Source organism: Aminobacter niigataensis (genome assembly GCF_014200015.1).
Classification (GTDB): Bacteria; Pseudomonadota; Alphaproteobacteria; order Rhizobiales; family Rhizobiaceae; genus Aminobacter; species Aminobacter niigataensis.
In genome coordinates, this window is record NZ_JACHOT010000010.1 from 64434 (window position 1) to 89933 (window position 25500).

Consider the following 25500-nt stretch of genomic DNA (forward strand, 5'->3'; position numbering starts at 1 on the left):
GTTTTACGAAATTCAAATGGCCAAAAGCGAAAAGCCGACAATCTTTCGCGAGGAGCGCTCACCGCTCAAGGTGACGATGCTTGTCTTCTCCGGCGCGTCCATCATGTGCGTCGCCTCGGCCGTCGATCCGCTGCGCGCCGCCAACCGCGTCTCGGGCGAAACCCTGTTCGACTACCGGCTGGTCTCGAGCACCGGCGAGCCCGCGATCACCACCTGCGGCCTGCCGGTGGCGGTCTCGGGCGCCTTCGACCCGGACGAGGCCTGCGACGTGCTGATGGTCATCGCCGGCTTCGGCACACAGGGCTATGCGACGTCGAAGCTGCTCGGCGGGATCAGGCGCTGCGCCCGCCAGGCGCGCGCCGCAGGCGGGATCGAGGCCGGCACCTGGCTCGTCGCCCGCGCCGGGCTGCTGGAAGGCCGTGCCGCCACCACCCATTGGGAAGACATGGAGGATTTTGCCGCCGCCTTCCCCGATGTCGAGGTCCGCCCTGACCGCTACATCATCGACGGGCCGGTCTTCACCTCGGGCGGTGCGGCGCCCACCTTCGACCTGATGCTGCATCTGGTGCGCTCGCGGCTCGGCATGGCCACCGCGCTCGATGTCGCAAGCGTCTTCATCTACGACCAGTCGCGCGCCGCCACCGACGCCCAGCCGCTGGTTTCGCTCGGCCGGCTCGACGGCTACGACCCGCGCCTTGCCCAGGCGATCCGGCTGATGGAGGCGCATGTCGACCAACCGCTGACGATTGCCGCGATTGCAAAGCGTGCCGGCGTCACGGCGCGGACGCTCGAAAGCATCTTCCGCGCCTCGATCGGAGAGACGCCCGGCGCCTACTATCTCAGGCTGAGATTGAACGCCGCGAGACGGCTGGTTGTCGACACCCGCGTCAGCATGGCCGAGGTGGCGGAGCGGACCGGCTTTTCCTCGGCCGCTGCATTCTCGCGCAGTTTCTCGCATGCCTTCGGCACGCCGCCGGTGCGGATGCGCAAGGGCTGAGATTGCGCCTTGCGGGAGACCAGCTCAAGGCAGAATACCCCCACCCTCAATCCCTCCCCAAAGGGGGAGGGAAGCTTTGCGTCGCGCCATACGATCCGATCGCGGGAAAATCTCGCTTGGCATGGTAGTGCCGATCCCCCTCCCCCTTGTGGGGAGGGGTTAGGGGTGGGGGTGATGTCTCAGCCTCGCCTGCAAAGAATCCACTCAACCGCTGCAGCGAGGTCATCAACGACGGCGCTCGGGTGCGGCGCGTGGCGGCTCTCGTCACCGGCACGATACTTGCCGGTCCGCACCAGCAGGGCCGATCCGATGCCCGCCTTCAGGGCCCCGGCGACATCGCTTTCGGCGTCGTCGCCAACCATGACCGCCTGTCCCGGCAGGCAGTCCAACCCGGCAAGTGCGGCGTGGAAGAAGTCGCGCGCGGGCTTGCCCAGCACCGTCGCCTGCTTGCCGGCGGCGAATTCGAGTGCTGCGACGAAGGCACCGGCATCAAGGCTGAGGCCGCCGTCGGCGTCCTTGAAGGTGCGGTTGACCGCAAGCGCGAGAAATTCGGCACCGTCGATGAGTTGCCGGAAGGCGGCGTTCATCGCCGCATAGGTGAAGGCCTCGGCGGCATCGCCGACCACCACCGCCTTCCTCTCGCCGAACATGTGTCCGGCGAATTCGGGCACGAGGTCGGGATGCACGAGCAGCTGCGGCGCGCAGCCTTCGCGTGCAAGCCATTCGACGGCCGCGCGGGCAGGCGTCAGCAATTCATCGTCGCCGACTTCGATGCCGAGGGCGGCGAGTTGCCTGACGATGGCTGCACGTGGCGAACGCGTGGTGTTGCTGACGAAGCGGATAGCAAGGTCTTCGCCATGCAGCCGGCGAATGGCTTCGATTGCACCGGGTATCGCCGCGTCGCCGTCATAGACGACGCCCGAAAGGTCCAGAAGCACCGCGCGTATCATCGGCGAAGGATGGCGAAGCATCCTCCGTTCGTCAAACCGTCAGCAATCAGGCGGCACAGCTTTCGCTGCCGATGCGCGAGCGCATGTTTTCGGCGAGCACGGCTTCGAGGCGCAGCGCCACTGCCCGGCTCCATTCGTCCGACAGCTGCGTCTCCCCGACAGGAGGCAGCGCCATCAGCCGGTCGACGATGGAATTGGTGTGCGAGCGGTCGAGCAATGCCTCGATCTCCGGCTCGTTCGTATTTGCGATGAAAGTCTTTTGTTCCCGTCTCATGACGCCGTAACTCACTGATTCGACGGGCGTCTTGAGGGCGAGAAAGAGGCAATTCAGCGGCAAGGGGGAAAGCGACTCCCCCTCGCCTGATGGTTGTCCGGTTCAGACATAGCGGTTGACGACGTTCTCCAGATATTCCTGCCGGCCCGACTTCGGCTGCGGCTCGATGCCATCGGCGGCGACGCGCGCGGCGATCTGCTCGAGGCTGCGCTCGCCAGAAAGCATCGCCTTGGCTTCAGTCGAGTTCCAGCCGGCGTAACGCGCGTCGAGCGGGGCGGACAGTGCCTTGTCCTCGATCATCTTCGCAGCAGCCTTGAGGCCGCGGGCGCAGGCGTCCATGCCGCCGACATGGGCAACCAGCAGGTCTTCGGGGTCGAGCGACTGGCGGCGCAGCTTGGCGTCGAAATTGGTGCCGCCCGTCTTGAAACCGCCGCCCAGCAGCACCTGGTAGTAGGCCAGCGCCATCTCGGGCACGTTGTTGGGGAACTGGTCGGTATCCCAGCCCGACTGGTAGTCGTTGCGGTTCATGTCGATGGAGCCAAAGATGCCGAGCGCATTGGCGGTCGCCAGCTCATGCTCGAAGGAATGGCCGGCCAGGATTGCGTGGCCCTGCTCGATGTTGACCTTTACCTCCTTCTCCAGCCCGTACTTCCTGAGGAAGCCGTAGACGGTGGCGACATCGTAGTCGTACTGGTGCTTGGTCGGCTCCTGCGGCTTCGGCTCGATCAGAATGGTGCCGGTGAAACCTATCTTGTGCTTGTAGTCGACGACGAGGTTGAGGAAGCGGCCGAGCTGGTCGAGCTCGCGGCCCATGTCGGTGTTGAGCAGCGTCTCATAGCCTTCGCGGCCGCCCCACAGCACGTAGTTCTCACCCTTGAGCCGCTTGGTGACGTCGATGCAGTGCTTCACCGTCGCGGCTGCATAGGCAAAGACATCCGGGTCGGGGTTGGTGGCGGCACCCGACATGAAGCGGCGGTTGGAAAACAGGTTTGCCGTGCCCCAGAGCAGCTTGACGCCGGTCTTGGCCATCTTGCCTTCGAAATGGTCGGCGATCTCATCGAGACGCTTGGCACTCTCGGCAAAGGTCGCACCCTCGGGCCGCACGTCGGCATCGTGGAAGCAATAGTAGGGAACGCCGAGCAGCGAAAACAGCTCGAAGGCGACGTCGGCCTTCAGCTTGGCATGCTCCATGGTCTCGCCGAACCAGGGCCGCTCGAAGGTCTGGCCGCCGAACGGATCGCCGCCCGGCCAGGCGAATGTGTGCCAGTAGGCGACCGCGAAGCGCAGGTGGTCTTCCAGCCGCTTGCCCAGCACCACCTCGTCGGCATTGTAGTGCCGGTAGGCCAGCGGGTTGGTGCTGTCGGGGCCTTCGTAGCGGACGGGCTTGATGTCGCCGAAATAGCCGGTGCTCATGGGAGAACTCCTTTCAGTGAGTACGCATGACCGTCCCGGATCGGGCGGCCGCAAAGATTCCGAATTCGATTACCTCAGGCGTAATTGGTTCCAGTCGGCACTGCTGCGACAAGGGTCGCGTTATCAAAGACAAACCCGACGGAGAGCAGAGATGACCGACGACAACGCCATCGCCGAAGCCTACATCGCCGCCTGGAACGAGACCGACGCCGACGCCCGCAAGGCGAAGATCGAGGCCGCCTTCACTTCCGGCGTGACCTATCGCGACCCCATCATGCAGGGCGACGGCCATGGCGGCATCGACGCGCTGATCGCTGGCGTGCACGGCCAGTTCCCCGGCTTCCGCTTCAAGCTGAAAGGCAAGGCCGACGGCTTCGGCGACCATATCCGCTTTTCCTGGAGCCTTGGTCCCGATGGTGCGGAGGCCGTGATCGAAGGCTCCGACTTCGCCACCCTCGAGAACGGCCGCCTGAGCGGCATCACCGGCTTCCTCGACAAGGTGCCCGGCTGATCTGGCTCGGGCGCTCACATCGCCCCCCGGATCGCCGGATAGAGTTTGCGATAGCGCTGGTAGGCCTCGTCATAGGCGCCTGCCAGTGTGGCCACCGGCTCGATGGTTTCGGCTGTCGCAGGCGGCGTGCAGACCTGATGCGGGTCGGCGCCTTCGGCGGCGATGAGGCCGAGGCGCGCAGCACCAAAAGCAGCGCCGAAATCACCGTCGGCAGGAATGTCGACCGGCAGGCCGAGCGCGGTGGCGATCGACTTCAGCCAGTAGCGCGAGCGCGAGCCACCGCCGATGGCCGTCACGCGTGTCAGCGAGGTTCCGGCATTGGCCAGAGCTTCAAGGCTGTCGCGGAAGGCAAAGGCCACACCCTCGAGCACGGCCTGGGTCAGACCGGCGCGGTCGATCTCATGGGCAAGGCCCGTGAAGGAGCCGCGGATCGCCGCGTCGTTGTGCGGGGTCCGTTCGCCCGAGAGATAGGGCAGGAAGCTGACGCCGGTGGGCGCGCGCAGATCGTCGCCGAGTTCGCGGGTCAGTTCGGCCGCATCCTTGCCCGTGATGTTGCTCAGCCAGTTGAGCGAATCCGTCGCCGACAAGATGACGCCCATCTGGTGCCAGGCGTTGGGCAGCGCATGGCAGAACGTGTGCACCGCACTTTCCGGATTGGGCAGGTAGGCGCCGTTGGCGGCAAACAGCACGCCCGAGGTGCCGAGCGACACGAAGGCCGCGCCCGGCCTGACCGTGCCCATGCCGCAGGCGGAAGCCGCGTTGTCGCCCGCGCCGCCGGAAATCGTCACCGCCTGCCCCATGCCCCATTTCGAAGCCAGTTCTCCGCGCAGCATCCCGGCTAGATCAGTACCCTCGACCAACGACGGCATGTGTTCGGTGCCGAGGCCGGTGGCGGCCAAAAGCTCCGGCGACCACCGTCGCGACGCGACATCAAGCCAGGACGTGCCGGCCGAGTCGGACATTTCGGAGATGTATTCGCCGGCCAGCCAGAGCCGCAGATAGTCCTTGGGCAACAGCACCTTCGCCACCCGGGCGAAGACGTCAGGCTCGTTGGCCTTCACCCAGGCGAGCTTGGGTGCGGTGAAGCCGGGGAAAACGATGTTGCCGATAATCTTGCGAAAACGCGGGTCGGCGTCGAGCCTAGCTGCCTCGGCAAAGCTGCGCGTGTCGTTCCACAGGATGCAGGGACGAAGCACTTTGCCCGAGGCGTCGAGCAGCGTCGCACCATGCATCTGCCCGGACAGGCCGATGCCGCGCACGGCAGCGATTTCCCCTGGATGTGCCGCCTTGAGCTCGGCGATCGCCTCTTCGGTGGCGCGAATCCAGTCGGCCGGATCCTGTTCGGACCAGCCGTGGTGCGGCCGCGACACGTCGAGCGAACCGTGGCCGGAGCCGATGATCTTCTGGTCGGCGTCCATCAGCAGCGCCTTCACGCCTGACGTACCGAGATCGAGCCCGAGATACATGCCATTCCTCCCGAATGAGAGCCGCGGACGCCTTTGGCGCCCATCCTCTCACGTCATTGGCCAGCCTTCATCGCCAACAGGCAGAAACGGCCAGGCCATCGTCCCGTTCCTCCGACGGACGCTGCTTATTAGCAAACATTCCAGGGTCGGGTCGACATTTATTTCGGAACTCGCAAAAAATAATCGGACGTTCGACCCAGCGGCTCTGTAAGCAGCGTCGAAGGTCGACGGACTGATTGCCAACTCTGGGCTCAAAAGCTCGGGAAGGCGGACGAGGCACTGCCTCTGGTGCAGCCGATCGCAAGGTGGTCTTATCAGGCCGAGGAGACGTTGAATGGTTGTGAAAACACTCGTCATAGCCCCCGAATACGTCAGCTTTTACGTTGCCGGCAGGCGCGAGGTCACACCGCCGATTGACCTAGACTATGGGCGTATTGCGGCAACACGTGAATGCATCACCGTTCCATCTCTCTATTCGAACGACGGGGATACCACGGTAGTTGTCGGGCCACTCTCGGAATTGAACCAGACGTTAACGCCGGACCACGACGGTTTACTCGACACCCCTCACCGGCTGCTGATGCTGTCGGATGCCCTAATTGACATCGCAGACATCCCGGTTAGCAGCACAAGGACGCACATCCGTATCTGGGTCAACCATCCAACACAGCCTGACCACGTCGTGATCGGCTGGGCGGACGGCTAGATGTGGCATGCCTGATCGTCAGCCGTGCGCCAGAAGCGCCGCGCGCTGGACGAACAGGCCCGACAGCGGGCTCGTCGGGCGCGCGTGGTTGCGGGCGGCGGCGAGCTTCACCGCCAGCGCCTCGTCGCCATCGCGCAGGGCCGCTTCGATCAGCGTCAGTTCGATCACGTCGCGCTGGGCATGGCTGCCGCCGAAGCGGTGGGCGATGGCCCTGACCGGCCCAAGCAGCCGCACCGTCTCGCCATAGCGCCCTTCCCCGAAGGCCTTGATCGCCAGCGTGACGGGGTGGCCGACGTCGCGCGTGAAAGCGGCGTTGTCGTCGTCGCGGGCGATCGCCTCGCGCTGGGCGTCGAGCATCGCCTTGGCCGGCGCTTCGAGACCGGCGCCAACGAAGGCCATCATCGCATGTGCGTCGTTGAAGGCGTAGTTGCCGGCCGCAGCCTTGGGCGCCCAGTTAGCCGCAAGGCTCGCCCAGCGGTCGCCGACATCGACGCCGCCGAGATGAAGCCGCCACAATATCGCTGAGGCATCGACCATGTTGAGCGCCAGCTTCGACTGCGCGCTGTAGATCGGCCCGTCATAAAGCGCCAGCACCTCGTCGGTCTCGCCGAGGTCGTAGTGAAACAGCGCCAGGTGCCACCAGTTGTGAACCTGGAGAAAACTCTCCTTTATCCAGGCGTCCGAGTTGCCGCGCATCCAGGCGATGCCGTCGCGCTGGCGGCTCTGCATCTCCATCACATGCGCCACCGCGTGCTGCGCCCAGCCGTCGCGCGGTTCAATCTCGACAGCTTGGCGGCCCAGCGCCTCGGCGTTGGAATAGTCGCCCATCTCCTCGAAGCCGAAGGCCTGCATGCCGAGAATGGCGTGATAGCCCGGCATGCCCGTGCTCCACGCTGGCATCGCCAGCGCAATGCGGTCGCGCAGCATCGGCGCATTGCCGGTGAAGAAGTCGATCTGGTGTCCGGCCTGCAGCGCCAGCGCATCGGCGGGATGCTCCGCCGTCAGATCGGCGAGGATATGCCCGGCCTCGTGCCAATGGCCCGCTGCGAGACAGCCGAGGGCTGCGACATGCGCCTTCTCACGGGCCGTTGCAGCGAGCACGGCGGCGGCAACATGGCAGTCCCGCGCGACCGCCATCGCCTCGCGCTCGGTGGCGAGGCCGTAGAGCCAGCCCTTCAGCACATGCGCCATGACGAAATCGGGCGCAGCAGCGATCGCCTTGTCGGCCGAGCCGACCGGATCGCCAACGAAGCGCTGGAGTTCGCTCACCCCGCGCTCGTAATGCGCGGCGGAAGCCTCGTCCGCGCCTGAAAGCGCAAGCCCGAGCCGGTCCTTCACCACGGCCGAAGTCCTCAGTGCCCCGAACGGGTTGCCGCCGCGGCAAGACCGGCGCCGACAAGCAAAGTGCCGCCGGTGCGGTTGAAGATGCGGATCGCGCGAGGATTGGACACAACACTGCGGGCGCGCGCGGCGACCAGCGCGTAGCCGAAGGCATTGGCGAAGGCCAGCGTCAGGAACGTCACCTCGAAGATCAGCATCTGGGTCCAGAAATCGCCGCTGCGGTCGATGAACTGCGGCAGGAAGGCGACGAAGAAGGTGATGCTCTTGGGGTTCAGCGCCGTGACGATCCAGGCATGCGCCATCATCTTGGCGGCCGACGCCGCATCCGTGCGCGGCTTGGCCTCGAGCGACCCGCCGGCGCGGAACAGCTTTATGCCGAGATAGATGAGATAGGCAGCACCGATCCACTTGAGGATGGTGAAGACCGTGGCCGATGCCGCCAGCAGCGCGCCGATGCCGAGCATCGACAGCGTCATCGCGGTGAAATCGCCGAGTGCCACGCCCACCGCCATCGGCAGTGCGGTGCGCCAGCCCTGGCCGAGCGCATAGGACACCACAAGCAGGATGGTCGGCCCCGGAATGACGAGCAGCACCGCAGACGCGGCGGCAAAGGCGGCCCAGTTTTCGAACGACATGAAAAGCTCCCTGATCAACAATGGGATCAAGCTCCGCCGCTGCGCGGTTGTAAAGCCCTTGAGGCAACACACGCGGCATTCATGCTTTCTCAACCATGAATGATGAAAATGCCACCTATCCAGCCGGGGTTCGCCCCGGTGCCTGGCCGCCCCCGCGTTTAGAGTGGAATTGTACCGTGTCGAAATCGCCTGCTTCGCCGGTCTCCGGCCCAACCGATCATGCCCCGAAACTGGCCTCGCGCCGCAACGTGCTTTTTGGCCTCGGCGCCGCCGGGCTGCTGGCCGGCTGCAGTCGAAGGATGGAGATGGACCTCGCCTCGATCCAGATCGACGACTACACCACCGGTTCGATCCGGCCCAGCATCAGCGTTGACAAGCAGGTAACCCGCCCCGAGCTGATGTACGCCTCCTTCACCGACGAAGGCTACCAGTTGCCGGAGATCCCCTTCGCCAAGGTCGATCCTAAATTCCGCCGCCAGATCGTCGTCGACCCGACCGGCGAAGCACCCGGCACCATCGTCGTGCGGCTGCAGGAACGTCATCTCTATCTCGTCCAGCCGGGTGGCGATGCCATCCGCTATGGCGTCGGCATCGGCCGCGACGGCTTCCTCTGGAACGGGCGCGCCAACATCCAGTACGGCAAGAAATGGCCGCGCTGGACCCCTCCGGCGGAAATGATCGCCCGCAAGCCGGAACTCGAGAAATGGCGCGGCGGCCAGCCCGGCGGCCTCGACAATCCGCTCGGCGCACGCGCCCTCTACATCTTCAAGGACGGCCAGGACACCGGCTACCGCGTCCATGGCTCGCCGGAATGGTGGACCATCGGCCAGGCGATGTCGTCGGGCTGCGTCCGCATGATCAACCAGGACGTCATCGACCTCTTCAGCCGCGTCAACGGCAAGACGCCGATCGTCGTCAGCTAGGCTGCGGATAGCTTTAGAACCGACTGAATCTCCCATTGCGTCCGGTCGCCAGAAGGGCGAATGTGCCGGAAATCAGCACTGGGAGGACAGCGTCCATGCCTTCGACATTCGTCATCGCGCAAGGCGGTGGACCAACCGCCGTCATCAACCAGACGATGGCCGGCGCCGTGCTCGAAATCCGCCGGCGCCATCCCAAGGCGCGCGTCCTGGGCTCGCGCCACGGCGTGCGCGGCATCCGCGACGGCGACTATGTCGACCTGACCGATATCCCCGAGGAGCAGCTTCTACGCATTGCTGCGACCCCCGGCGCCGCCCTTGGCAGCACCCGCGACAAGCCTGATGCAGCCTATTGCGATGTCATCCTCGAAGGCCTCAAGAAAGCCGACGCCCGCGCCTTCATCTATATCGGCGGCAACGACACCGCCGGCACCCAGCAGATCCTGACCGACGCGGCGCAGGGCAGCATCGCCTTCGTCCATGCACCCAAGACCATCGACAACGACCTCGAGGAGAACGACCACACGCCGGGCTTCATCTCGGCGGCCGAGTTCGTTGCCGGCGCCTTCCTCAGCGTCGATCTCGATTTCCGCGCTTTGCCCGGCATCTATGTCGGCATCGTCATGGGCCGCCATGCCGGCTTCCTGACAGCGGCAGCCGCAGCGTGGCGCGACGAGGACACCGACGGCCCGCACCTGATCTACGTGCCCGAACGCGCGTTTTCGGTGCCGCGCTTCATCGATGAGGTGAAGGCGACGCTGGCCCGCCATCGCCGCTGCGTCGTTGCGGTTTCCGAGGGCGTCAGCACCGCCGACGGCAAGGCGCTGGTGGAAAGCATCGTGCCCGCCGACAAGCTCGAACGCGACGCCCATGGCAACATCAAGCTTTCGGGCAGCGACCTGAGCCGTGCCTTCGAGAACGCCCTTGCCGAAGGCCTGCCGGGCAAGCGCGCCCGCGTCGACGCGCTCGGCTACATGCCGCGCGGCTACATCGGCGCCGTCAACGCCGTCGACGCGCAGGAAGCCTTCGACGCCGGCGTCTTCGCCATCGATGCGGCAGACAAGGGCGGCGGCTCGGTGGCGCTGAAATACGAAGGCGGCAAGACCGTGCTGAAGCTGGTGCCGCTGGCCAACGTCGCCGGCAAGACCCGCCACATGCCGGACGACTTCATGCTGCCCGACGTCAACCAACTCTCCGAAAAGGGGCTGGAGTATCTGCGCCGGCTGGTGCCTGGCAGGTTCAAGATCGGCAGGCCATTCGTTTGAACCGACGCTTGGGCTGGTTCTCGAAAAGCATCGTCGACGCAACCACGACGATGCTGACGGAACCGTTCGTCACCGACTATTGCCGCGCCAATATGTGGCTGGTGCGTGGCCGCGACATCGACATGCTGGTCGACACCGGCATGGGCATCTGCCCGCTCGGGCCCGAGATCGAAACGACACCCGGCAAGCCCCTGCTCGTGGTCGCCACCCATGTCCATCTCGACCATGTCGGCTCGCTGCATGAATTCGCCTGGCGCGCCGGCCCCCGCATCGAGGCGCCGTTCTTCGAGACCATGCCCGACACGGCGACCTACGCCCACATGTTCCGCAATTTTCCAGGCGACGTATCGGAACTGCCCTGGCCCGGTTGGCGGTCCGCCGACTACGCTGTCAGGCCCGCCCCGCTGCACCGCCTGCTCGACGAGGGCGACGTGATCGATCTCGGCGACCGCCGCTTCACGGTGCTGCACCTGCCCGGCCATTCGCCGGGATCCATCGGCCTGTTCGACGAACATGACGGCACCTTGTTTTCGGGCGATGCCATCCATGGCGGGCTGCTGGTCGACGACATGCCGGATTCCGACCGCGCCGACTACTGCGACACCATGCGCCGCCTCATCGGCCTACCGGTGCGCGTCGCCCATGGCGGCCACGCCGACAGCATCGACGGGTCCAGGATGCGCGAGATCGCCGAGGATTATCTGAGACGGAACGGCGGCTAAGAGCGTCGCTCAGCGCTCGCCCCCCTCACCGCTCGGGCTTCGCCCGAGCCACCTCTCCCCCACTCCGTGGGGGCGAGGAACCTAGTCCTGCGAGTTCGCACTCTAGCGGCGGCAAGGCGGAGCCTGCGCGATTGGCGTTTCCTCGCCCCCACGAAGTGGGGGAGAGGAAACGCGGCGAAGCCGTGACGGTGAGGGGGAGTCTCTTGGCTAAACGCTGGAGATCAGTCCAGCCCCTCCTCGAACCCGCTGATCGCCTTGACCTCAAGGAAATCCTCGAGCCCCCACTTGCCGCCCTCGCGGCCGAGGCCCGACTGCTTGTAGCCGCCGAACGGGCTGCCATAGGGACGGCTGGTGCCGTTGATCTGTACCATGCCGGCGCGGAGCTTGCGCGCCACGCGCTGGGCGCGCGCCTTGTCGCCCGTCTGGACATAGGCCGACAGCCCGTAGGGCGTGTCGTTGGCAATGGCGATCGCTTCTTCTTCCGTCTCGAACGGGATCATCGCCACCACCGGCCCGAAGATCTCCTCGCGGGCGATGCGCATGTCGTTGTTGGCGTCGGCAAAGACCGTCGGTCGCACGAAGTAACCGCGGTTGAACCCTTCGGGCCGGCCGAGCCCGCCGGCAACGACGCGCGCACCCTCCTTGATGCCGGCGTCGATCATGCCCTGCACCTTGTCGAACTGGACGTCGGACGACAGCGGGCCGATATGGTCCCCGTCCTCGGCCGGATTGCCGATCTTCACCGTGGCCGCATATTTCGCCGCGATGTCGACGGCCTTGTCATAGACCGGGCGCTGCACCAGCATGCGCGACGGTGCGTTGCAGGACTGGCCGGTGTTTTCGAAGCAATGCGCCAGCCCGCGCGTCACCGCGTCGGTGAGGTCGGCATCGTCGAAGACGATGTTGGGCGACTTGCCGCCGAGTTCCAGCGTCACGCGCTTGACCGTCTCGGAAGCAGCCTTGGTCACCGCCACGCCGGCGCGCGTCGAGCCGGTGAACGACATCATGTCGATGCCGGGATGGCGCGACATCGCCTCGCCGACGGTCGGGCCGTCGCCATTGACCATGTTGAACACGCCGGCCGGGAAGCCCGCTTCCTCCATCATCTCCGCAAAGACGATCGACGACATCGGCGCGATCTCCGACGGCTTCAACACCACCGTGCAACCGGCGGCCAGCGCCGGCACCACCTTCAGCGCCACCTGGTTCATCGGCCAGTTCCACGGCGTGATCAGCCCGCACACGCCGATCGGCTCGCGCACGATGCGCTCCTGCGGATTGGCCGCGTTGAGCGGCTCTTCGAATTCGAAGCGCTTCAGCACCTCGATGAAGCTCTTGATGTGCCCCGCGCCACTGGAGGCCTGCGACTCGAGCGCCAGCTTGATCGGCGCGCCCATCTCCCAGGAAATCGCCTGGGCCATGTCGCGCACGCGCCTGTTATAGGCGGTGAGCAACTTTTCGAGCAGCGCGAGACGCTGTTCGCGGCTGGTCGCACTCCATGCCGGGAAAGCACGCTGTGCTGCTTCCACCGCCTTGTCGACATCGGCGGGCGACCCCAGCGAAATCACCGCAAAGGCCTGCTCGTCGGCCGGGTTGATGACCTCGAGCTCCTTCGCAACCGCGGGCGCGACCCATTTTCCGTCGATGAAGAAATTCGTCTTGCGCAGCATGGCAGGCTCCTTGGTACATGACCCGAAAAACGGGACTTTGCAGTGTTGGCAGACTTCTAGAACGGCGCGCGGCACGTTCATGTCCTGATTCCGACCGCATTTGTAGGCTGGCTGTCCCCGTGCGGGAAGGCTTGGGTCACTGCTTGACCGCTCGTGCCACAATGTCAGTAGGTTTTGGTAATGTGGCCGGACATGGGTGGATCGCACGCCACGTTGTTTTATAAGGCTCGTCCATCGAGGCCACCATTATGTCCATCACAGGTTCGCGTCGCCAGGCGGCGATCGCCTTCATCTTCGTCACCGCCGTGCTCGACATCGTGGCGATGGGCATCATCATCCCGGTACTGCCCTCACTGATCGAGGAGTTCGCCGGCTCCAACGCCGACGCCGGCTGGATCAATGGCGTCTTCATCGCGCTCTGGGCCTTCATGCAGTTCGTCTGCTCGCCGATCATCGGCTCGCTGTCGGATCGTTACGGCCGCCGCCCCGTCATCCTGCTGTCGACCGTCGGCCTCGCCGCCGACTACGTGCTAATGGCGCTGGCGCCGAACCTGTGGTGGCTGGCGCTTGGCCGCATCGTCGCCGGCATCACCTCGTCGAGCTTCACCACCGTCTTCGCCTACATGGCAGACATCACCCCGCCCGAGGGCCGCGCCCGCGCCTATGGCCTGATCGGTGCTGCCTTCAGCGCAGGTTTCGTTGCCGGGCCGCTGATGGGCGGTTTCCTCGGCGAGATCTCGCCGCGCGCGCCGTTCTGGGTGGCGGCGGCGATGAGCGGACTTGCCTTCCTCTATGGCGCCTTCGTCTTGCCAGAATCGCTGCCGCGCGAAAAGCGCATGGCCTTTTCCTGGCGCCGCGCCAATCCGTTCGGCGCGATGATGCTGCTGCGTTCGCACCCGGAACTGACCGGTCTCGCCGCGGTGACCTTCCTGCTGCATTTCGCCCATCATGTCTTCTCGGCGGTGTTCGTGCTCTATGCCGCCTACCGGTACGGCTGGCATGCCTGGGAAGTGGGCCTGCTGCTGGCGATGGTCGGCGTGCTCGACATGATCGTGCAGGGGCTGATCGTCGGCCCGGTGGTCAAGCGCTTCGGCGACCGCACAACGATGGTGTTCGGCCTGTTTGCCGGCGCCTTCGGCATCGCCTGCATGGGCTGGGCGCCGACCGGCTTCTGGTTCACGCTGGCGATCATCCCCAACGCCTTGTGGGGCCTCGCCATGCCGACGACGCAGTCGCTGATGACCCAGCGTGTTTCCGAGTTCGAGCAGGGCCAGTTGCAGGGCGCCAATATGAGCGTGGCCAGCATCGCCGGCGTCGCCTCGCCGCTGTTCTTCGGCGCGGTATATGCCTGGACGCTGAGCGAAGATACGCCGATGCCCTACCCCGGCCTCGCCTTCTACCTCGCCGCAGTCGTGCTGCTGTCGGCGGCATTGCTCGGCTGGGCGGTCGCCCGCAAGGCCGACCGCGCCGACGCGGCGGAAGAGACGGTCTGAGAGTGCATTGGCCTGCCGCCTGGCCTCAGCGCGCCGGCGAGACCTTCACCGAAACGATCTCGAACGGCACCGCGCCATAGGTGGCAACGGTCTGCTCGTGCTCCCACTCGCGGAACTGACGCGACGGACGCGCCGCGAGCGTCAACGCGCCAAGGGCTGGGTCGGGCTGGATGACACCGCGAAACCGCAATGTCAGCCGGCCTCCCGACTTGCCGAGCTTGCGATAGCGCAGTCGCGCGAAATGCCGTTCGCCGCCATTGAGCTCCATCTCGATGCGCCGGCGCACCGGCGGCACGTCCATGCGCACGACGATTTCGATCTCCGCCTGCGCGCCACCGCCAATCGTCGGCGGCATCGGCACCGGCTGCGACAGCGTCGGGACGCCTGCCCCGGCATCGCCCGTCTCGGCGGCGCGACGGCCATGCCACTGGACGTCAGGCAGTTCACGCTCGCGAAGCGCCCGCTTCTTGCGCATCCGCAACTGCTTGGCTACCCCGCGCGAAAGCCACGTCAGCCCCTTGAAATCGGTTCGCGGCTTGGCCTGGAGCAGCGAGCCGATGCGGGATGCTCCGGCGCGGTCGGCCAGCGCGACAATCCGTTCCAGCGCGCCGGAAGGCACCGGCGCGGACATTTCCGCTGCGAGATAGGTCAGCGCCACCGCTGCCGGCACCGCCAGGCGGCGCCGGTCGACGATTTCGCAGAACACCTCCCAATCGAACGCGCCGGCGCCGATCGCTGTCGCACTGTCGACCAGCCAGTCGCTGTGGACATGGGCATCGAGACCGCCATGGCCGATCGCCAACGCGACACGGTCGGCAGCCGAAGGCACCAGCACGCCAAGGCCGGAAAAGGTCGCCGGCAAGGCGCGCTGCCAGATCGCCTCATCGTCAGCCGCATCGGCCTGCGACCAGTCATAGGCGACCTGGTGCAGGTCGATGTCGCCATAACTGCCCTTGAAGAAATTCATCGAGCGCACGGCGCCCAGCCGCGGCTTGAGATATTGCGGACTGACGCCTGTCGACACATGCCAGTCGCCATGCCGCAGCACATCGAAGGCAACTGCCATGTGCTGCGGCCGCACCAATATGTCGATGTCGTGGGCGACGCGGCCACGCTGCGCCGCCGGATCGACCGCGATGCGGCTGGCGCCCTTGAGCAGCATGATCGGCGCACCGCCGTCGATGATGCCCTTCAGCGCAGGCTCGGCTTGGCGCATGGCGAGCCGCGACTTGGTCCACAGCATCTTCTGCAGCCCGGCAAGACGTGGATAGGCGGGATGCGCGGCCAGCGCCTTGCCGAAACGGTCGGCGATGGCTGCAAGCAGCCGATGCTCGCGAAACTCGACAGCGTCGATGTCGTTGGCATCGAGCCAGCGCAGCGCTTGGGCCTGCGCTGCCTGCTGGTCCGGCAGCAGCACGGCCTTGAGCAACTGGTCGAGCCCGTTGGTCGGCCATGCCCAGCCATAACAGGGGAAGCGCCGGCTGATGCGGCGGGATGCGGATGCCATCAGCCCTGCCCGGAGTTCTTGAGCTTGCGCCGCAGCATGGCCATCCTCGCCACTTCGAGATAGCCGCGGTCGCGCTCGGGATCGCGGCCATAGGACATGCTGCCCGGCAGTATCCGCCGCAGCGAAAGCACCTCGTCGATCATGCCGAACTGATGGCCGTCCTCGCGGGCGCGGCCCAACCAGTCGATCATCTCGCCACGGTTGCCTGGTGGGTCGATCACTGGCCCGACGGCGAGCGCCACATCGCGGCGAACCAGCATCGTGGTGCGCGACCAGCCGGGAACGACCTGGCCAGTGCCGGTATCGGCTTCGCCATGCCTGAACGTCCGCCAGAGCGTGAAGACGGCGGCCAGTTGCGGCATCTCCTCCAGCCTGCGGAACTGCCGCTCGATCTTTTCGGGCAGCCACAGGTCGTCGGCATCCACCGTGGCGATGTGGGGATGCGATGTCAGCGCAAAACCTCTGGTCGTTGCGCTGCCCGGACCGGCATTGTCCTGCCTGACATAGCGGATGCCGACGCCCGACTGCCGGGTGGCGGCCTCGGTCTCGTCCGTCGAGCCGTCGTCGACGACGATGATCTCGGCCGGAGCGAGGCTCTGCGCCGCAACCGAGCGCAGCGTCTCGGCGATGGTCCGGGCCGCATTGTAAGCGGGAATGACGACGCTGTACTTGGCCACCTAGCGCCCCCTGCCCAATCCACGCTCGTCGACCTTGATCAGATCCTGAAAGCTGCCGAGCGACGGGTCGCGGCGGCGACGCACGATGGACTTGTGGCAAGCGCGCAGGAACTGGCGCCGCACCTCCGCTCGGTTGGCCATCAGGCTGTCCGGATGCTGGCGATAGTAAAGCGCGATCGTGTCTGGAAAGACATGGCGAGCGTGCTGCTCGAACACGCGAAACAGGAAATCGGTATCCTCCGACTGAGCCAGTTCTTCGTCAAAAGGCCCGATCCGATCGACCAGGCCCCTCGCGTAGATTCCTGCCGAAAGATGTATCCCGCGAAAGACACGTTCGTCACAACCTTCGGCGGGCTCCAGGGCCTCTTCGTCGACCAGGTCGACCATGCGCATGTAGGAATAGGTCAGTTCGAGAACCGGGTCGGCCTTGAAATATGCGAGGTCGGCAGCGAAACGGCCGGCTGGCGAAATGTCGTCGGAATCGAGGAAGGAAACGAACTCGGTGTCATCACAGAGCTGCCGCAAGCCCGCGTTTCGCGCCTTGGTCACACCGGCGTTCGGTTGTGAAAACAGGCGGATCGGCGCCCCGTCCCCGATGAAGGCGCGGATGACGTCCGCAGTACCGTCCGTCGAGCCGTCGTCGATGACGATGATGTCGAGGTCCGCGGCATCGCGCTGGCGCAACACCGAGCGAAGCGCCGAGCCGACATATCTCTCGCGATTGTAGACAGGCACGACGATGCCCAGCTTCATGGCTTTCCCCCATCCAGGAACGCAGCGATCGTCTCCGCGATTTCCTCGCCGCGCCTGCCCAACGCCAAGCGGAAGCACGGCAGGCGTCGTGTCAGCTCACCGAAGAACCGGAAGCCGCTCTCCCGTTCGCCCGGCATCTGCGCGATCCCCGAGGGCGCCAGCGCCATCAGCGCGTCCCTGCGCGAGATCGGCGTGATTGCGCTTTTTGCCTCGCTCGAGATCCGCGGCACCATCAGGGCGACGATGTCGAGTTTTTCGGCCACGCCGCCCGGGGACAGGTCCTGGACCCTGAACTGGTATTTGCCTTGCCAGTTGAGCGGGCCCGGGTCGGGCAGCCGACTGGCAAGTCCCAGCCGGTCGAAACCCGTATGGTCCTGCTTCAGCGTGGTGAACAGCGGACGCGCCACCGAACGATCGCCGTCGAACTCGACCAGCACATAGTCGTCACCGACGCTTTCCAGCCCCGCAAGCAAACCGGCCGCAACCGTACCGGACTTGCCCGCCCCGCCTGCCCCGGCCACAAGCACGCCCCTGCCGCCAGCGCCGAGCGTTCCGGCATGGGTCAGCCGCATGCCGCGCGCCGCATATTCCCAGTGGAGAAAACACCGCAACGGCGCACCGAACTCCCATGGCGGGCAGCCGTCGGCGGAAAGCATGAGTTGGACGCCCAATCGCTTCTCGACGTCGTAGAACTGCCAGTAGCGCAGGTCGTGGAAATAGTGTCCGCGCAACCCATCGGCCTCGAGCCTCTCAGAGAACGCTTGCGGGTTGAACAACGCCTCGCCCCACTGGGCCGGCGTCGGCACCGAGCCTATTCCGGGATGCGCGAGGAAGATGCGAGCCGGCCGCCGGCGTCCGGCATCGTTCGCCGTTGCCATGCCATGGCCGAGCGCCGCCGCCAGCTCGCCATGATCGGAGTACACGTCGATCGACAACCCCGGCAGCTCGACGCGGCTTTGCAGGGGAAAGTTCCCGGCGCCGGCCTCGCATGCGGCCAGAACCTCGCGCGCATAGTCGGCAAGGCCATCAAGGGTTACCCGTTGCATCTGTGCCCAATGAGTTGACTGGAGAGAAAAAGTACGACTGCCGGCAGCCGCACCTACTGCCTGACCGCCGGCCAGCCGGCGGGCTCGTCGACATCGTGGATCGGGTCGACCATGACCAGGTCTGCAAGCTCGTCGTGCATGTCGATCTTGAGGCCGTCACGTGCCGCAGCCAGGCGCGCAGCCAGCTCGGGCGAAAGGGCCGTGGGCGCAACCTCAGCCGCGGGCGAAAGCAGCCCATATTCGCCGAGCCTGGCGATGAAGGCATCGAGATCGTCTGCTGCGATCACGCCGCTGCCGCAATCCCGGCCAACGAGGCTTGCCGGCGAAACATGCGCAATCAGCGCCTCCCACACACAGCTGCCGCTGTCCGAGAAGCCGAAATACCGGCCGCTGGCGAGATCGAGAACGACCGCATCGCCATCGAACGTCTCATAGACGATGTCGCTGCCCGAGACCGCGTAAATCGACGAAAACCCCATTACCCACACCTACCCCTAGGTTACCTCTGAGATGCAGTGCTTATCAAGCAAGCGCTTATATAAGCAACCTGCATCCAGGTGGCGCCGTATATCCGGTTGCATCCATTGGCGCAATACTCGCCTCTAGATTGTTATTGGTAGTATTTTTTAGTGCCTGCGGAGCAGACGTTCCGAAGGCGTTGATGGCACAGCGTCTCTTTGCGGGATTGTTCGACCGCGTTCAACCCAATACGCGCTGCCGCTCAGTTTCGCTCGACCGGCTTCGAGCGCATGCGCGAGACCGTTTCGCGCTCGGCACGCTTGCAGCGCATTGGCGGCAGGCCGCGATCCATCAGGGCCATGTCCTCCAGCACCATGTCGCCCATGCGCTTGAAGGCGATGTCCAGCGCACCGGCACGGTGGGCGGAACGCAGGAACCCGGGCAGGGACCGAACGGGATGGTCCTTCGCCGGCGGCTCCTCGGGAAAGACATCGCTGGCAGCCAGGATATGGCCGCTTCGGACAGCATCCATCAGCGCGTCGAAATCGACAACTCCAGCACGGCTGAGCAGGATCAGCGCCGCCCCCTTACGCATGCTGGCAAACGATCTTGCATCGAGAAAGCCCTGATTCTCGCTTGTCACCGAGGCGACGACAAAGACGAAGTCGCTGCCCAAGAGCACCTCGTGGAGCGACGCCGGCTCTACACCGTTCTCCCTGAGTACCGATGGCGGCAGCCACGGGTCGAAGGCCCTGACGCGGGCGCGAAAGCCTTGGAGCAGTCGGTTCAGCGCCTTGCCGAGATCGCCGAAGCCTATGAAGCCGATGTCGGCGCCGGAAAGCAGCCGCGCCGAAGCGTTGCCCTCGGCGCCCCAAAGCTCACGGCCCTCGCGGAAGGCGAGGTCGGCGTCGGTGATGCCGCGGGCAAGGTCCAGCGCCAGCCCTAGTCCGATCTCGGCCACCGGCTCGGCGAAGACCTGGCTGGTCGTCACCACATGCACGCCACGCGCGAACAGGTGCTCGTAGGGCATGTTGTCGAGCAGGTTGCCCTCGACGTTGAATATGCAGCGCAGCGACGCCATCGCCGCGACAGTGTCCGGCGACAGCGCCGGCTGTCCGATCAAATAGCGCACGCGTCCGAGCACATCGGAAGCAATCCCGGCGATGCCCTCGGGCTCGACTTCCAGTACCTCATTCTCATCGCGTAGCCTCGCCAGCGCCTCGGGCACAAAGATCAGCTCCAGCGTGCGCGGCGCCGGCGAACTCAGCACCAGTGGCTTGCGTGGCTTGACCATATCCGCCCCCGATGTCCTGCCGTCGTCAGCCGTGGTCGAGGCCCAGCGCCTCGATCAGGTGCTCGCCGGTGATCACCCGCTCGACCTCCTCGATGGTCGATTTCTTCGGATCGATGTTGTCGGCAACGATCTTGCCGCCGCGCATGACAACGATGCGGTCGACCACCTGGAAGACGTGGTGGATGTTGTGGGCGATGAAGATGCAGGAATGGCCGGTATCGCGCACCTCGCGCACGAAGCGCAGTACGCCTTGCGTCTCGGCGACGCCGAGATTGTTAGTCGGCTCGTCGAGGATGATCAGGTTGCTTTCGAAGTGCATGGCGCGTGCGATGGCGACCGCCTGGCGTTCGCCGCCCGACAGCGCCCCGATGGGCGTGGTCGGCGGGATGTCCTTGGTGATGCCGACGCGCTTGAGCAAGGTCCGCGCCACCTCGTTCATCGCATCGTGGTCGAGCCTGTTGAACAGGCGCGCGCCTTTGACCGGCTCGCGCCCGAGGAACAGGTTGCGGGCGATCGACAGTTGCGGCACCAGCGCCGAGTCCTGGTAGATGGTCTCGATGCCGTTGGCTATGGCGTCGGTGGTGCTCTTCATCTGCACCTCCTTGCCCTTGACGTAGATCTGGCCGCTGGTCATCGGCACCGCGCCAGACAGCACCTTGATCAGCGTCGACTTGCCGGCGCCGTTGTCGCCGAGCAGGCCGACGACCTCATGGGTATTGACCGTGAGCGAGACGTCCCGGAGCGCATGGATGCGCCCATAGTACTTGTTGATGTTCTGCATCCGGACGAGTTCTTGGATCATCGCTCAGGTACCCGCATTGTGTCGGCGTTCGAGCCAGGAGTGCAGCGCCATCATGGCGAGGATGATCGCGCCGATGAAGATGTTGTAGGCGAGGCCGGGCACGCCGACCATGACGATGCCGTTGCGCATGATGCGCAGGATGAAGATGCCGATCACGGTGCCGATGATGGTGCCACGCCCCCCGGTCAGCACCGTGCCGCCGATGACCACCATGGCGATCACTTCCAGTTCATAGCTCGTGCCGCTGTTGGGGTTGGCAGCCGAGGTGCGAATCGAGCTGATGATGCCGGCAAAGGCCGCCATCGCCGACGAGGTCATGAACAGCAACACCTTGGTACGCCGGACATTGACGCCGCGCGCCCGCGCCGCGTTGGGATTGCCGCCCGAGGCCTGAATCCAGTTGCCCGCCTTGGTCTGGGTCAGCACGTAATGGGCGAGGAAGGCAAACAGCACGAACCACAGCAGGGACATGTAGACGCGGAAGCCGCCGACGTAGAACTCGCCGACCAGGACTTGCGCCAGCCACTGGTCCTCGGCGTTCCAGGTGCGCTGCGGGAAACCGTCGGTGATGTAGAGCGCCGAGCCGCGCGCGATCAGAAGCATGCCTAGCGTCACCAGGAAGGACGGGATGGCGAGCCGGGTGACGAACCAGCCGTTGACGAAGCCGATCAGCATGGCAAGGCCGATGGCGATCAGGAAGGCCACGGGCAGCGGCGCAAGGCCGGTGTTGAACACCGTCCACATCACCACCGCCGACAGGCCGAACACCGAGCCGACGGACAGGTCGAATTCGCCCGAAGTCATCAGCAGCGTCATGGCCAGCGCGATAAGGCCGAGCTCGACGGTGAAGGCGAGCGTGTTGGAGATGTTCAGCGGCGACAGGAAGTCCGGATTGATCGACCAGAAGATCGCGATTTCCAGGATGAGCAGGACCAATGGCCCGAATTCAGGCTTCGCGATGAAGCGCTGCACAAATGATCGATTGTCCATGACTGATCCGTGAAAAGACGTTGGTCGTCAGGTGGAATGGCCTCGCCGCCGCGGTTATGGATGCGAGCACCCGGTAAGCGACAGCGACCGAACCTGCAGCTGGCCGTTGCGTCGAATATGAAACGGCGCCGGCGGAGATTCTCCGGCCCGGAGTGTCCGGACCGGAGGCTTTGGCAGGCTTATTTGCCGGCCAGGATGTCGTCGTAGAGCTGCGCCCGGTCCTTCTCGTAGAGTGAGCCGACGATGATGTCGAAGCCGGGCGGGATCTTGCTGGCAGCCATCGCCGCCATCGACAGCGCCATGTAGCTGGTCGCCTGCGGATCCTGCCACTGGGCGGCGTTCACATAGCCTTCCAGCACTTCCTGGGTGGTGTCGCGCGAGTTGCCCCAGCCGACAACCGGGATCTCGCCCGGCTTGACGCCGGCCTGGTCGAAGACGCGCTTGATCGAGCCGGTGACGAGGTCGCCGAGACCGATGATCGCCTTAACCTTGGCCTTGTTGGCGGTCAGGTAATCGGCCATGCGGGTGATGATCTCCGCCTGGTCGAGCGTGGCGTCGGTGACTTCCCAGGTGATGTTCAGCGGCTTGAAGACGCTTGAGATGCCCTCTTCTTCCTGCACGCCATAGGTGGCGCCGGGAACCTCGACCGGCATCCAGACGAAATCGCCTTCCTTCACCAGCTTCTTGTCGACCAGGTACTGCGCCCAGCCCTTGCCGAAGGCGACGTTGTTGCCGCCGACATAGGCGTTGAAGTTGGCGGTCGGATCTGGCGTGTTCATGTTGATGATCGGAATGCCCGCGGCGCGGGCCTCCTCGGCCACCTTGACCAGGCTGCCCGGATCCGGGCTCGAGGTCACGATACCGGATGCCTTGGCCGCGATGGCGGCGCGAATGGCTTCCTGGTGCGCCGGCACGTCGCCATTGTGGAACGACGTGTTGACGGTGTTGCCGGTGTCGTCGGCCCATTGCTTGGCGCCAGCCAGGAAATAGGTCCACACCGGATCGGCCGGCGAGCCATGCGACACCCAGTAATACGTCTTCTTGGCCTGCGCATAGGCGGTCGTGGCCATCCCGAGGCTGGTCGCCACCAGCGCCGCCGAGATGACGGCTATTGTCCTTTTCAGCACGGTTTTCTCCTCCTCATCCGGGCGGGATGCCCCCGCTCCGCTTTTCAATCCGACGTATGCAGAGCAACGCCCGGCAACCGGACGCGCGCGCTATCGTCGATGGATTGGCCCTCCAGCCACCGTGCAATTCCTCCCGCACGGTGAATGCTCAAAATGATGCTTTTTCAGGATCATTTTGATGCTCGAAAAGTGGCGTAACGGCAGATACGAGTCAAGCGCGAATCCCGCCAGACCAGCGAATTGGCGACCCAGCTTGGGAAACTCAGGTTGCAGCCAGGGGAAGCGGCGCACAGATGCGCAGACACGCCTCATTTTGAGGCATGATCATCACCGAAGAAGCACGAATGGTGAGCCGCAGCTCAGCCGGCGAAGAAGCCGCCATCGAATGGCAGCGACAGGCGCGCGCCGCTGCGGTCGACAAGGGTCAGCTCATCGCCCGACACCTCGATGTCGGTGACTTCGCTCCAACCGACCGGTGCTGGAACTGCACCAAAGGCATAGCGAACGACCTTGCGCCCGCCGCCAAGCTCGATGTCGGTGGCGACGCCGTCCGGCATATGCTCGCCGGGCTGCAGATGGATGCCGGTTGCCGCTTCCTCGATGCCGAGCACCGCGATGTGGCGGCTGTTCCAGGGCGCATAGCGGCGCCCGCCATTGCTCATCCACAGCACCGTCTGCGGTAAGACGCTGGCATCCTTCAGCGCAAAGAACAGGAACCCGTCCTCGGCGGCCAGAGCAGCCGACCAGCCGATGCGGCGTCCCGGCTGCTCCGACAGCACCACGATGTCCTCGTGCCCATGGTCGAACGGATAGCGGCCGAGATCCGCCATCGCCCCATCGTCGCGACGGACGGCGGAAAGATCAGTGAAGGATTGCGGATAAGAAAGGATCGAGCGCCCCCGCGCCGGATCCGTTTCCGGCGGCCACGCCATCGTCCGTCCGCCGGACTTGGGTGAAAAGCTCAGCCGCGCACCGCCGGGCACACGCACCATGGCATGATGCGCCACCGGCAGCCTGCCGGCCCCGCCCTCGAAGACATGGGCCTGGTAGACCACCGGCTCGCCGGGCCGCAGGGCAATCGCCTTTTCAAGCCGCGCGCCCGAGACTTGCTGCGCGAGCCTGTAGACCGAGCTGACGCCACCGCCGGCCGTGGCCGATTGCTCGCCACCTTCCCAGTCGCCATTGGCCGACCAGCCATGGATCGGCACGCCGGGCTCGCTTCGCGCGAACGGCGCACAGAAGAAATCGCCGGCCAGCCGCTGCTCCACAGGAGCCACGCCGTCGGGCAGCGTCTCGCCGCTGTCCAGCCACGGCGCGCGATGCAGCGGCCGGATCGTCTGGCCGCCAGATTCGATCGCCAGATCGTCGATCACCCCGCCCTCGCGGTTGAAGCGCAACGAGATGCCGTCGGCCGAGATCACATCCATCTGGAAAGTCCTATGGCCCTGAGATTACGCAATATCCGGCGACTTGCTCAGACCTCGCTCGGAATATTTTCCCGGAACACCGACTGGATTCGGATGGTCGTCGTCGGAATGTTCGGCTCGTCGCGCACCGCGCGCACCAGCCGGTCAATCGCCTCGCGCGCCTCGACCTGGGCATTCTGGTCTATCGCCGCGTCCATGACCCCACTCAGCAGATAGTGCCGGGTCTGGTCGGTCAAGTCGTGACCGATGAAGATCACCGACTTGTCACGCCCCGTTTCCGTCAGCGCCCGCGCCACGCCGTCCTGGCCGGCGCCGATGCAATAGATGGCAAGCAGATCGTCGTGCTCCTCGAGCAGCGCCCGCACCTCGTCATGCGCCCTGTCGGGGTCCTCGTGCACCTCGCGCACGGCAACCACGTCGAGCCTGGGGAAACTCTCCGACAGCACGTGGCGGAAGCCCATCTCGCGTTCCTCATGGCCGCGATAGGCAAGCGCGCCGGCAAGCAGCGCCACCTTGCCCGCGGCGCCCGGCAGGAAGCGGCCGATCAGATAGCCGGCCAAGCGGCCCGCCGCCCGGTTGTCGATGCCGACGTAATTCATGCGCCCGACATGACTGATATCGGACACCAGCGTCAGCACGGGAACGCTTGACGCAATCAGCCGCCGCACCGCCTCGCGCACCGACGGGCTGTCCAGCCCGATCAGCCCGACGCCCTGGCAATTGGCCCGCAGACCGCCGAGCGCGGCCGCCGTCTGCTCCGGGTCGACGCCGGCCACCCGATGGATGACGACATCGACATCGCCGCGCAGCTCCGCGCGGCGCTCGATCTGGCTGACCAGATCTGCCATGAAGGCGTTGCTGCCGCCGGGCAGCACGAAATCGAGGCAAACCGTGCCCGATGCCGACGGCGCCGGCTCGCCAGCCAGGTTGGCGGCAATCGCCAGCACATGCTTGCGGGTGTGATCCTGCACCCCGGCACGGTTGTTCATCACCCGGTCGACCGTCGCCTTCGAGACGCCGGCCAGCCTCGCGATTTCATCCATCTTCGGTCGCGA

At 65.4% G+C, this 25500-nt stretch carries 25 protein-coding genes; 7 read left to right on the forward strand and 18 right to left on the reverse strand.

The features are described from left to right. Window positions 1-16: 16 nt before the first annotated feature. Window positions 17-997, forward strand: a complete 981-nt coding sequence (locus GGQ99_RS24270) for a GlxA family transcriptional regulator (RefSeq protein WP_183264525.1) — start codon at window positions 17-19, stop codon at window positions 995-997. 179 nt (window positions 998-1176) lie between these two features. Here GGQ99_RS24270 and GGQ99_RS24275 read toward each other — a convergent pair whose 3' ends face one another. The 3 genes from GGQ99_RS24275 to xylA all read right to left on the reverse strand — a co-directional run bounded on the left by GGQ99_RS24275 (window position 1177) and on the right by xylA (window position 3634). Then, the gene (locus tag GGQ99_RS24275; RefSeq protein ID WP_246389725.1) at window positions 1177-1968 is read right to left on the reverse strand and encodes a TIGR01458 family HAD-type hydrolase; all 792 of its coding nucleotides are present in this window, start codon (window positions 1966-1968) and stop codon (window positions 1177-1179) included. Window positions 1969-1993: 25 nt separating this feature from the next. Then, a complete protein-coding gene (locus GGQ99_RS24280) occupies window positions 1994-2221 on the reverse strand; it encodes a hypothetical protein (RefSeq protein ID WP_183264526.1) in 228 nt (75 codons plus the stop codon). Window positions 2222-2323: 102 nt separating this feature from the next. Continuing rightward, window positions 2324-3634 (reverse strand): xylose isomerase, encoded by a 1311-nt coding sequence (xylA, locus tag GGQ99_RS24285; RefSeq protein WP_183264527.1) that lies wholly within the window; start codon window positions 3632-3634, stop codon window positions 2324-2326. A gap of 151 nt (window positions 3635-3785) precedes the next feature. On the opposite strand from xylA, the gene GGQ99_RS24290 reads away from it, so the two are divergent. Next, window positions 3786-4145, forward strand: coding sequence for a nuclear transport factor 2 family protein (locus tag GGQ99_RS24290; RefSeq protein WP_183264528.1), 360 nt, complete (start codon window positions 3786-3788; stop codon window positions 4143-4145). A gap of 14 nt (window positions 4146-4159) precedes the next feature. Here GGQ99_RS24290 and xylB read toward each other — a convergent pair whose 3' ends face one another. Beyond that, window positions 4160-5611: a xylulokinase gene (gene xylB / locus GGQ99_RS24295; RefSeq protein WP_183264529.1), complete on the reverse strand. Its 1452-nt coding sequence runs from the start codon at window positions 5609-5611 to the stop codon at window positions 4160-4162. Window positions 5612-5945: 334 nt separating this feature from the next. Here xylB and GGQ99_RS24300 point away from each other — a divergent pair, with 334 nt between their 5' ends. Continuing rightward, on the forward strand, window positions 5946-6317 hold the full coding sequence (locus tag GGQ99_RS24300; protein WP_183264530.1) for a hypothetical protein: 372 nt from the start codon (window positions 5946-5948) through the stop codon (window positions 6315-6317). Window positions 6318-6335: 18 nt separating this feature from the next. Here the strand turns inward: GGQ99_RS24300 and GGQ99_RS24305 are convergent, their stop codons facing one another. Next, window positions 6336-7655: a tetratricopeptide repeat protein gene (locus GGQ99_RS24305; RefSeq protein WP_183264560.1), complete on the reverse strand. Its 1320-nt coding sequence runs from the start codon at window positions 7653-7655 to the stop codon at window positions 6336-6338. A 14-nt stretch (window positions 7656-7669) separates the two neighbouring features. After that, window positions 7670-8293 carry a LysE family translocator gene (locus GGQ99_RS24310; protein ID WP_183264531.1) on the reverse strand — a complete coding sequence of 208 codons (624 nt, stop codon included), beginning with the start codon at window positions 8291-8293 and terminating at the stop codon, window positions 7670-7672. 176 nt (window positions 8294-8469) lie between these two features. On the opposite strand from GGQ99_RS24310, the gene GGQ99_RS24315 reads away from it, so the two are divergent. The 3 genes from GGQ99_RS24315 (at window position 8470) to GGQ99_RS24325 (ending at window position 11200) form a co-directional block, all read left to right on the forward strand. Further along, window positions 8470-9216 carry a L,D-transpeptidase gene (locus GGQ99_RS24315; protein WP_343061776.1) on the forward strand — a complete coding sequence of 249 codons (747 nt, stop codon included), beginning with the start codon at window positions 8470-8472 and terminating at the stop codon, window positions 9214-9216. 95 nt (window positions 9217-9311) lie between these two features. After that, the gene (locus tag GGQ99_RS24320) at window positions 9312-10478 is read left to right on the forward strand and encodes a diphosphate--fructose-6-phosphate 1-phosphotransferase (protein ID WP_183264533.1); all 1167 of its coding nucleotides are present in this window, start codon (window positions 9312-9314) and stop codon (window positions 10476-10478) included. A 50-nt stretch (window positions 10479-10528) separates the two neighbouring features. Further along, on the forward strand, window positions 10529-11200 hold the full coding sequence (locus GGQ99_RS24325) for an MBL fold metallo-hydrolase (protein ID WP_183264561.1): 672 nt from the start codon (window positions 10529-10531) through the stop codon (window positions 11198-11200). Window positions 11201-11421: 221 nt separating this feature from the next. On the opposite strand, the gene GGQ99_RS24330 is transcribed toward GGQ99_RS24325, so the two are convergent. After that, window positions 11422-12870 (reverse strand): aldehyde dehydrogenase family protein, encoded by a 1449-nt coding sequence (locus GGQ99_RS24330; protein ID WP_183264534.1) that lies wholly within the window; start codon window positions 12868-12870, stop codon window positions 11422-11424. Between the two features lie 248 nt (window positions 12871-13118). Here GGQ99_RS24330 and GGQ99_RS24335 point away from each other — a divergent pair, with 248 nt between their 5' ends. Further along, window positions 13119-14363 carry a TCR/Tet family MFS transporter gene (locus GGQ99_RS24335; protein ID WP_183264535.1) on the forward strand — a complete coding sequence of 415 codons (1245 nt, stop codon included), beginning with the start codon at window positions 13119-13121 and terminating at the stop codon, window positions 14361-14363. Between the two features lie 25 nt (window positions 14364-14388). Here GGQ99_RS24335 and GGQ99_RS24340 read toward each other — a convergent pair whose 3' ends face one another. The 11 genes from GGQ99_RS24340 to GGQ99_RS24390 form a co-directional block, all read right to left on the reverse strand. Then, window positions 14389-15870 carry a nucleotidyltransferase family protein gene (locus GGQ99_RS24340; protein ID WP_183264536.1) on the reverse strand — a complete coding sequence of 494 codons (1482 nt, stop codon included), beginning with the start codon at window positions 15868-15870 and terminating at the stop codon, window positions 14389-14391. Next, the gene (locus GGQ99_RS24345) at window positions 15870-16547 is read right to left on the reverse strand and encodes a glycosyltransferase (RefSeq protein ID WP_183264537.1); all 678 of its coding nucleotides are present in this window, start codon (window positions 16545-16547) and stop codon (window positions 15870-15872) included. Before GGQ99_RS24345 ends, GGQ99_RS24340 begins: the two co-directional genes overlap by 1 nt. Continuing rightward, window positions 16548-17300 (reverse strand): glycosyltransferase family 2 protein, encoded by a 753-nt coding sequence (locus GGQ99_RS24350; RefSeq protein WP_183264538.1) that lies wholly within the window; start codon window positions 17298-17300, stop codon window positions 16548-16550. Beyond that, a complete protein-coding gene (locus GGQ99_RS24355; protein ID WP_183264539.1) occupies window positions 17297-18346 on the reverse strand; it encodes a serine kinase in 1050 nt (349 codons plus the stop codon). Before GGQ99_RS24355 ends, GGQ99_RS24350 begins: the two co-directional genes overlap by 4 nt. 53 nt (window positions 18347-18399) lie before the next feature. Beyond that, a complete protein-coding gene (locus GGQ99_RS24360; RefSeq protein ID WP_183264540.1) occupies window positions 18400-18825 on the reverse strand; it encodes a PqqD family protein in 426 nt (141 codons plus the stop codon). Between the two features lie 242 nt (window positions 18826-19067). Next, complete coding sequence (locus GGQ99_RS24365) at window positions 19068-20099, reverse strand: hydroxyacid dehydrogenase (protein ID WP_183264541.1); 1032 nt, start codon at window positions 20097-20099, stop codon at window positions 19068-19070. Window positions 20100-20124: 25 nt separating this feature from the next. Continuing rightward, window positions 20125-20901 carry an ATP-binding cassette domain-containing protein gene (locus GGQ99_RS24370; protein ID WP_183264542.1) on the reverse strand — a complete coding sequence of 259 codons (777 nt, stop codon included), beginning with the start codon at window positions 20899-20901 and terminating at the stop codon, window positions 20125-20127. 3 nt (window positions 20902-20904) lie between these two features. Continuing rightward, the gene (locus GGQ99_RS24375; protein WP_108606956.1) at window positions 20905-21891 is read right to left on the reverse strand and encodes an ABC transporter permease; all 987 of its coding nucleotides are present in this window, start codon (window positions 21889-21891) and stop codon (window positions 20905-20907) included. A gap of 179 nt (window positions 21892-22070) precedes the next feature. After that, window positions 22071-23018: a substrate-binding domain-containing protein gene (locus GGQ99_RS24380; RefSeq protein ID WP_183264543.1), complete on the reverse strand. Its 948-nt coding sequence runs from the start codon at window positions 23016-23018 to the stop codon at window positions 22071-22073. A 359-nt stretch (window positions 23019-23377) separates the two neighbouring features. After that, complete coding sequence (locus GGQ99_RS24385) at window positions 23378-24445, reverse strand: hypothetical protein (protein ID WP_183264544.1); 1068 nt, start codon at window positions 24443-24445, stop codon at window positions 23378-23380. A gap of 47 nt (window positions 24446-24492) precedes the next feature. After that, window positions 24493-25488, reverse strand: coding sequence for a LacI family DNA-binding transcriptional regulator (locus GGQ99_RS24390; protein WP_183264562.1), 996 nt, complete (start codon window positions 25486-25488; stop codon window positions 24493-24495). Between the last annotated feature and the right edge of the window lie 12 nt (window positions 25489-25500).

What these genes read in the sequence shown, in the direction of transcription:
- GGQ99_RS24270 (WP_183264525.1), top strand. Translation starts at nt 17, where the DNA reads ATGGCCAAAAGCGAAAAGCCGACAATCTTTCGCGAGGAGCGCTCACCG.
- GGQ99_RS24275 (WP_246389725.1), bottom strand. Translation starts at nt 1,968, where the DNA reads ATGCTTCGCCATCCTTCGCCGATGATACGCGCGGTGCTTCTGGACCTT.
- GGQ99_RS24280 (WP_183264526.1), bottom strand. Translation starts at nt 2,221, where the DNA reads ATGAGACGGGAACAAAAGACTTTCATCGCAAATACGAACGAGCCGGAG.
- xylA (WP_183264527.1), bottom strand. Translation starts at nt 3,634, where the DNA reads ATGAGCACCGGCTATTTCGGCGACATCAAGCCCGTCCGCTACGAAGGC.
- GGQ99_RS24290 (WP_183264528.1), top strand. Translation starts at nt 3,786, where the DNA reads ATGACCGACGACAACGCCATCGCCGAAGCCTACATCGCCGCCTGGAAC.
- xylB (WP_183264529.1), bottom strand. Translation starts at nt 5,611, where the DNA reads ATGTATCTCGGGCTCGATCTCGGTACGTCAGGCGTGAAGGCGCTGCTG.
- GGQ99_RS24300 (WP_183264530.1), top strand. Translation starts at nt 5,946, where the DNA reads ATGGTTGTGAAAACACTCGTCATAGCCCCCGAATACGTCAGCTTTTAC.
- GGQ99_RS24310 (WP_183264531.1), bottom strand. Translation starts at nt 8,293, where the DNA reads ATGTCGTTCGAAAACTGGGCCGCCTTTGCCGCCGCGTCTGCGGTGCTG.
- GGQ99_RS24320 (WP_183264533.1), top strand. Translation starts at nt 9,312, where the DNA reads ATGCCTTCGACATTCGTCATCGCGCAAGGCGGTGGACCAACCGCCGTC.
- GGQ99_RS24325 (WP_183264561.1), top strand. Translation starts at nt 10,529, where the DNA reads ATGCTGACGGAACCGTTCGTCACCGACTATTGCCGCGCCAATATGTGG.
- GGQ99_RS24330 (WP_183264534.1), bottom strand. Translation starts at nt 12,870, where the DNA reads ATGCTGCGCAAGACGAATTTCTTCATCGACGGAAAATGGGTCGCGCCC.
- GGQ99_RS24335 (WP_183264535.1), top strand. Translation starts at nt 13,119, where the DNA reads ATGTCCATCACAGGTTCGCGTCGCCAGGCGGCGATCGCCTTCATCTTC.
- GGQ99_RS24340 (WP_183264536.1), bottom strand. Translation starts at nt 15,870, where the DNA reads ATGGCATCCGCATCCCGCCGCATCAGCCGGCGCTTCCCCTGTTATGGC.
- GGQ99_RS24350 (WP_183264538.1), bottom strand. Translation starts at nt 17,300, where the DNA reads ATGAAGCTGGGCATCGTCGTGCCTGTCTACAATCGCGAGAGATATGTC.
- GGQ99_RS24355 (WP_183264539.1), bottom strand. Translation starts at nt 18,346, where the DNA reads ATGCAACGGGTAACCCTTGATGGCCTTGCCGACTATGCGCGCGAGGTT.
- GGQ99_RS24360 (WP_183264540.1), bottom strand. Translation starts at nt 18,825, where the DNA reads ATGGGGTTTTCGTCGATTTACGCGGTCTCGGGCAGCGACATCGTCTAT.
- GGQ99_RS24365 (WP_183264541.1), bottom strand. Translation starts at nt 20,099, where the DNA reads ATGGTCAAGCCACGCAAGCCACTGGTGCTGAGTTCGCCGGCGCCGCGC.
- GGQ99_RS24370 (WP_183264542.1), bottom strand. Translation starts at nt 20,901, where the DNA reads ATGATCCAAGAACTCGTCCGGATGCAGAACATCAACAAGTACTATGGG.
- GGQ99_RS24375 (WP_108606956.1), bottom strand. Translation starts at nt 21,891, where the DNA reads ATGGACAATCGATCATTTGTGCAGCGCTTCATCGCGAAGCCTGAATTC.
- GGQ99_RS24385 (WP_183264544.1), bottom strand. Translation starts at nt 24,445, where the DNA reads ATGGATGTGATCTCGGCCGACGGCATCTCGTTGCGCTTCAACCGCGAG.
- GGQ99_RS24390 (WP_183264562.1), bottom strand. Translation starts at nt 25,488, where the DNA reads ATGGATGAAATCGCGAGGCTGGCCGGCGTCTCGAAGGCGACGGTCGAC.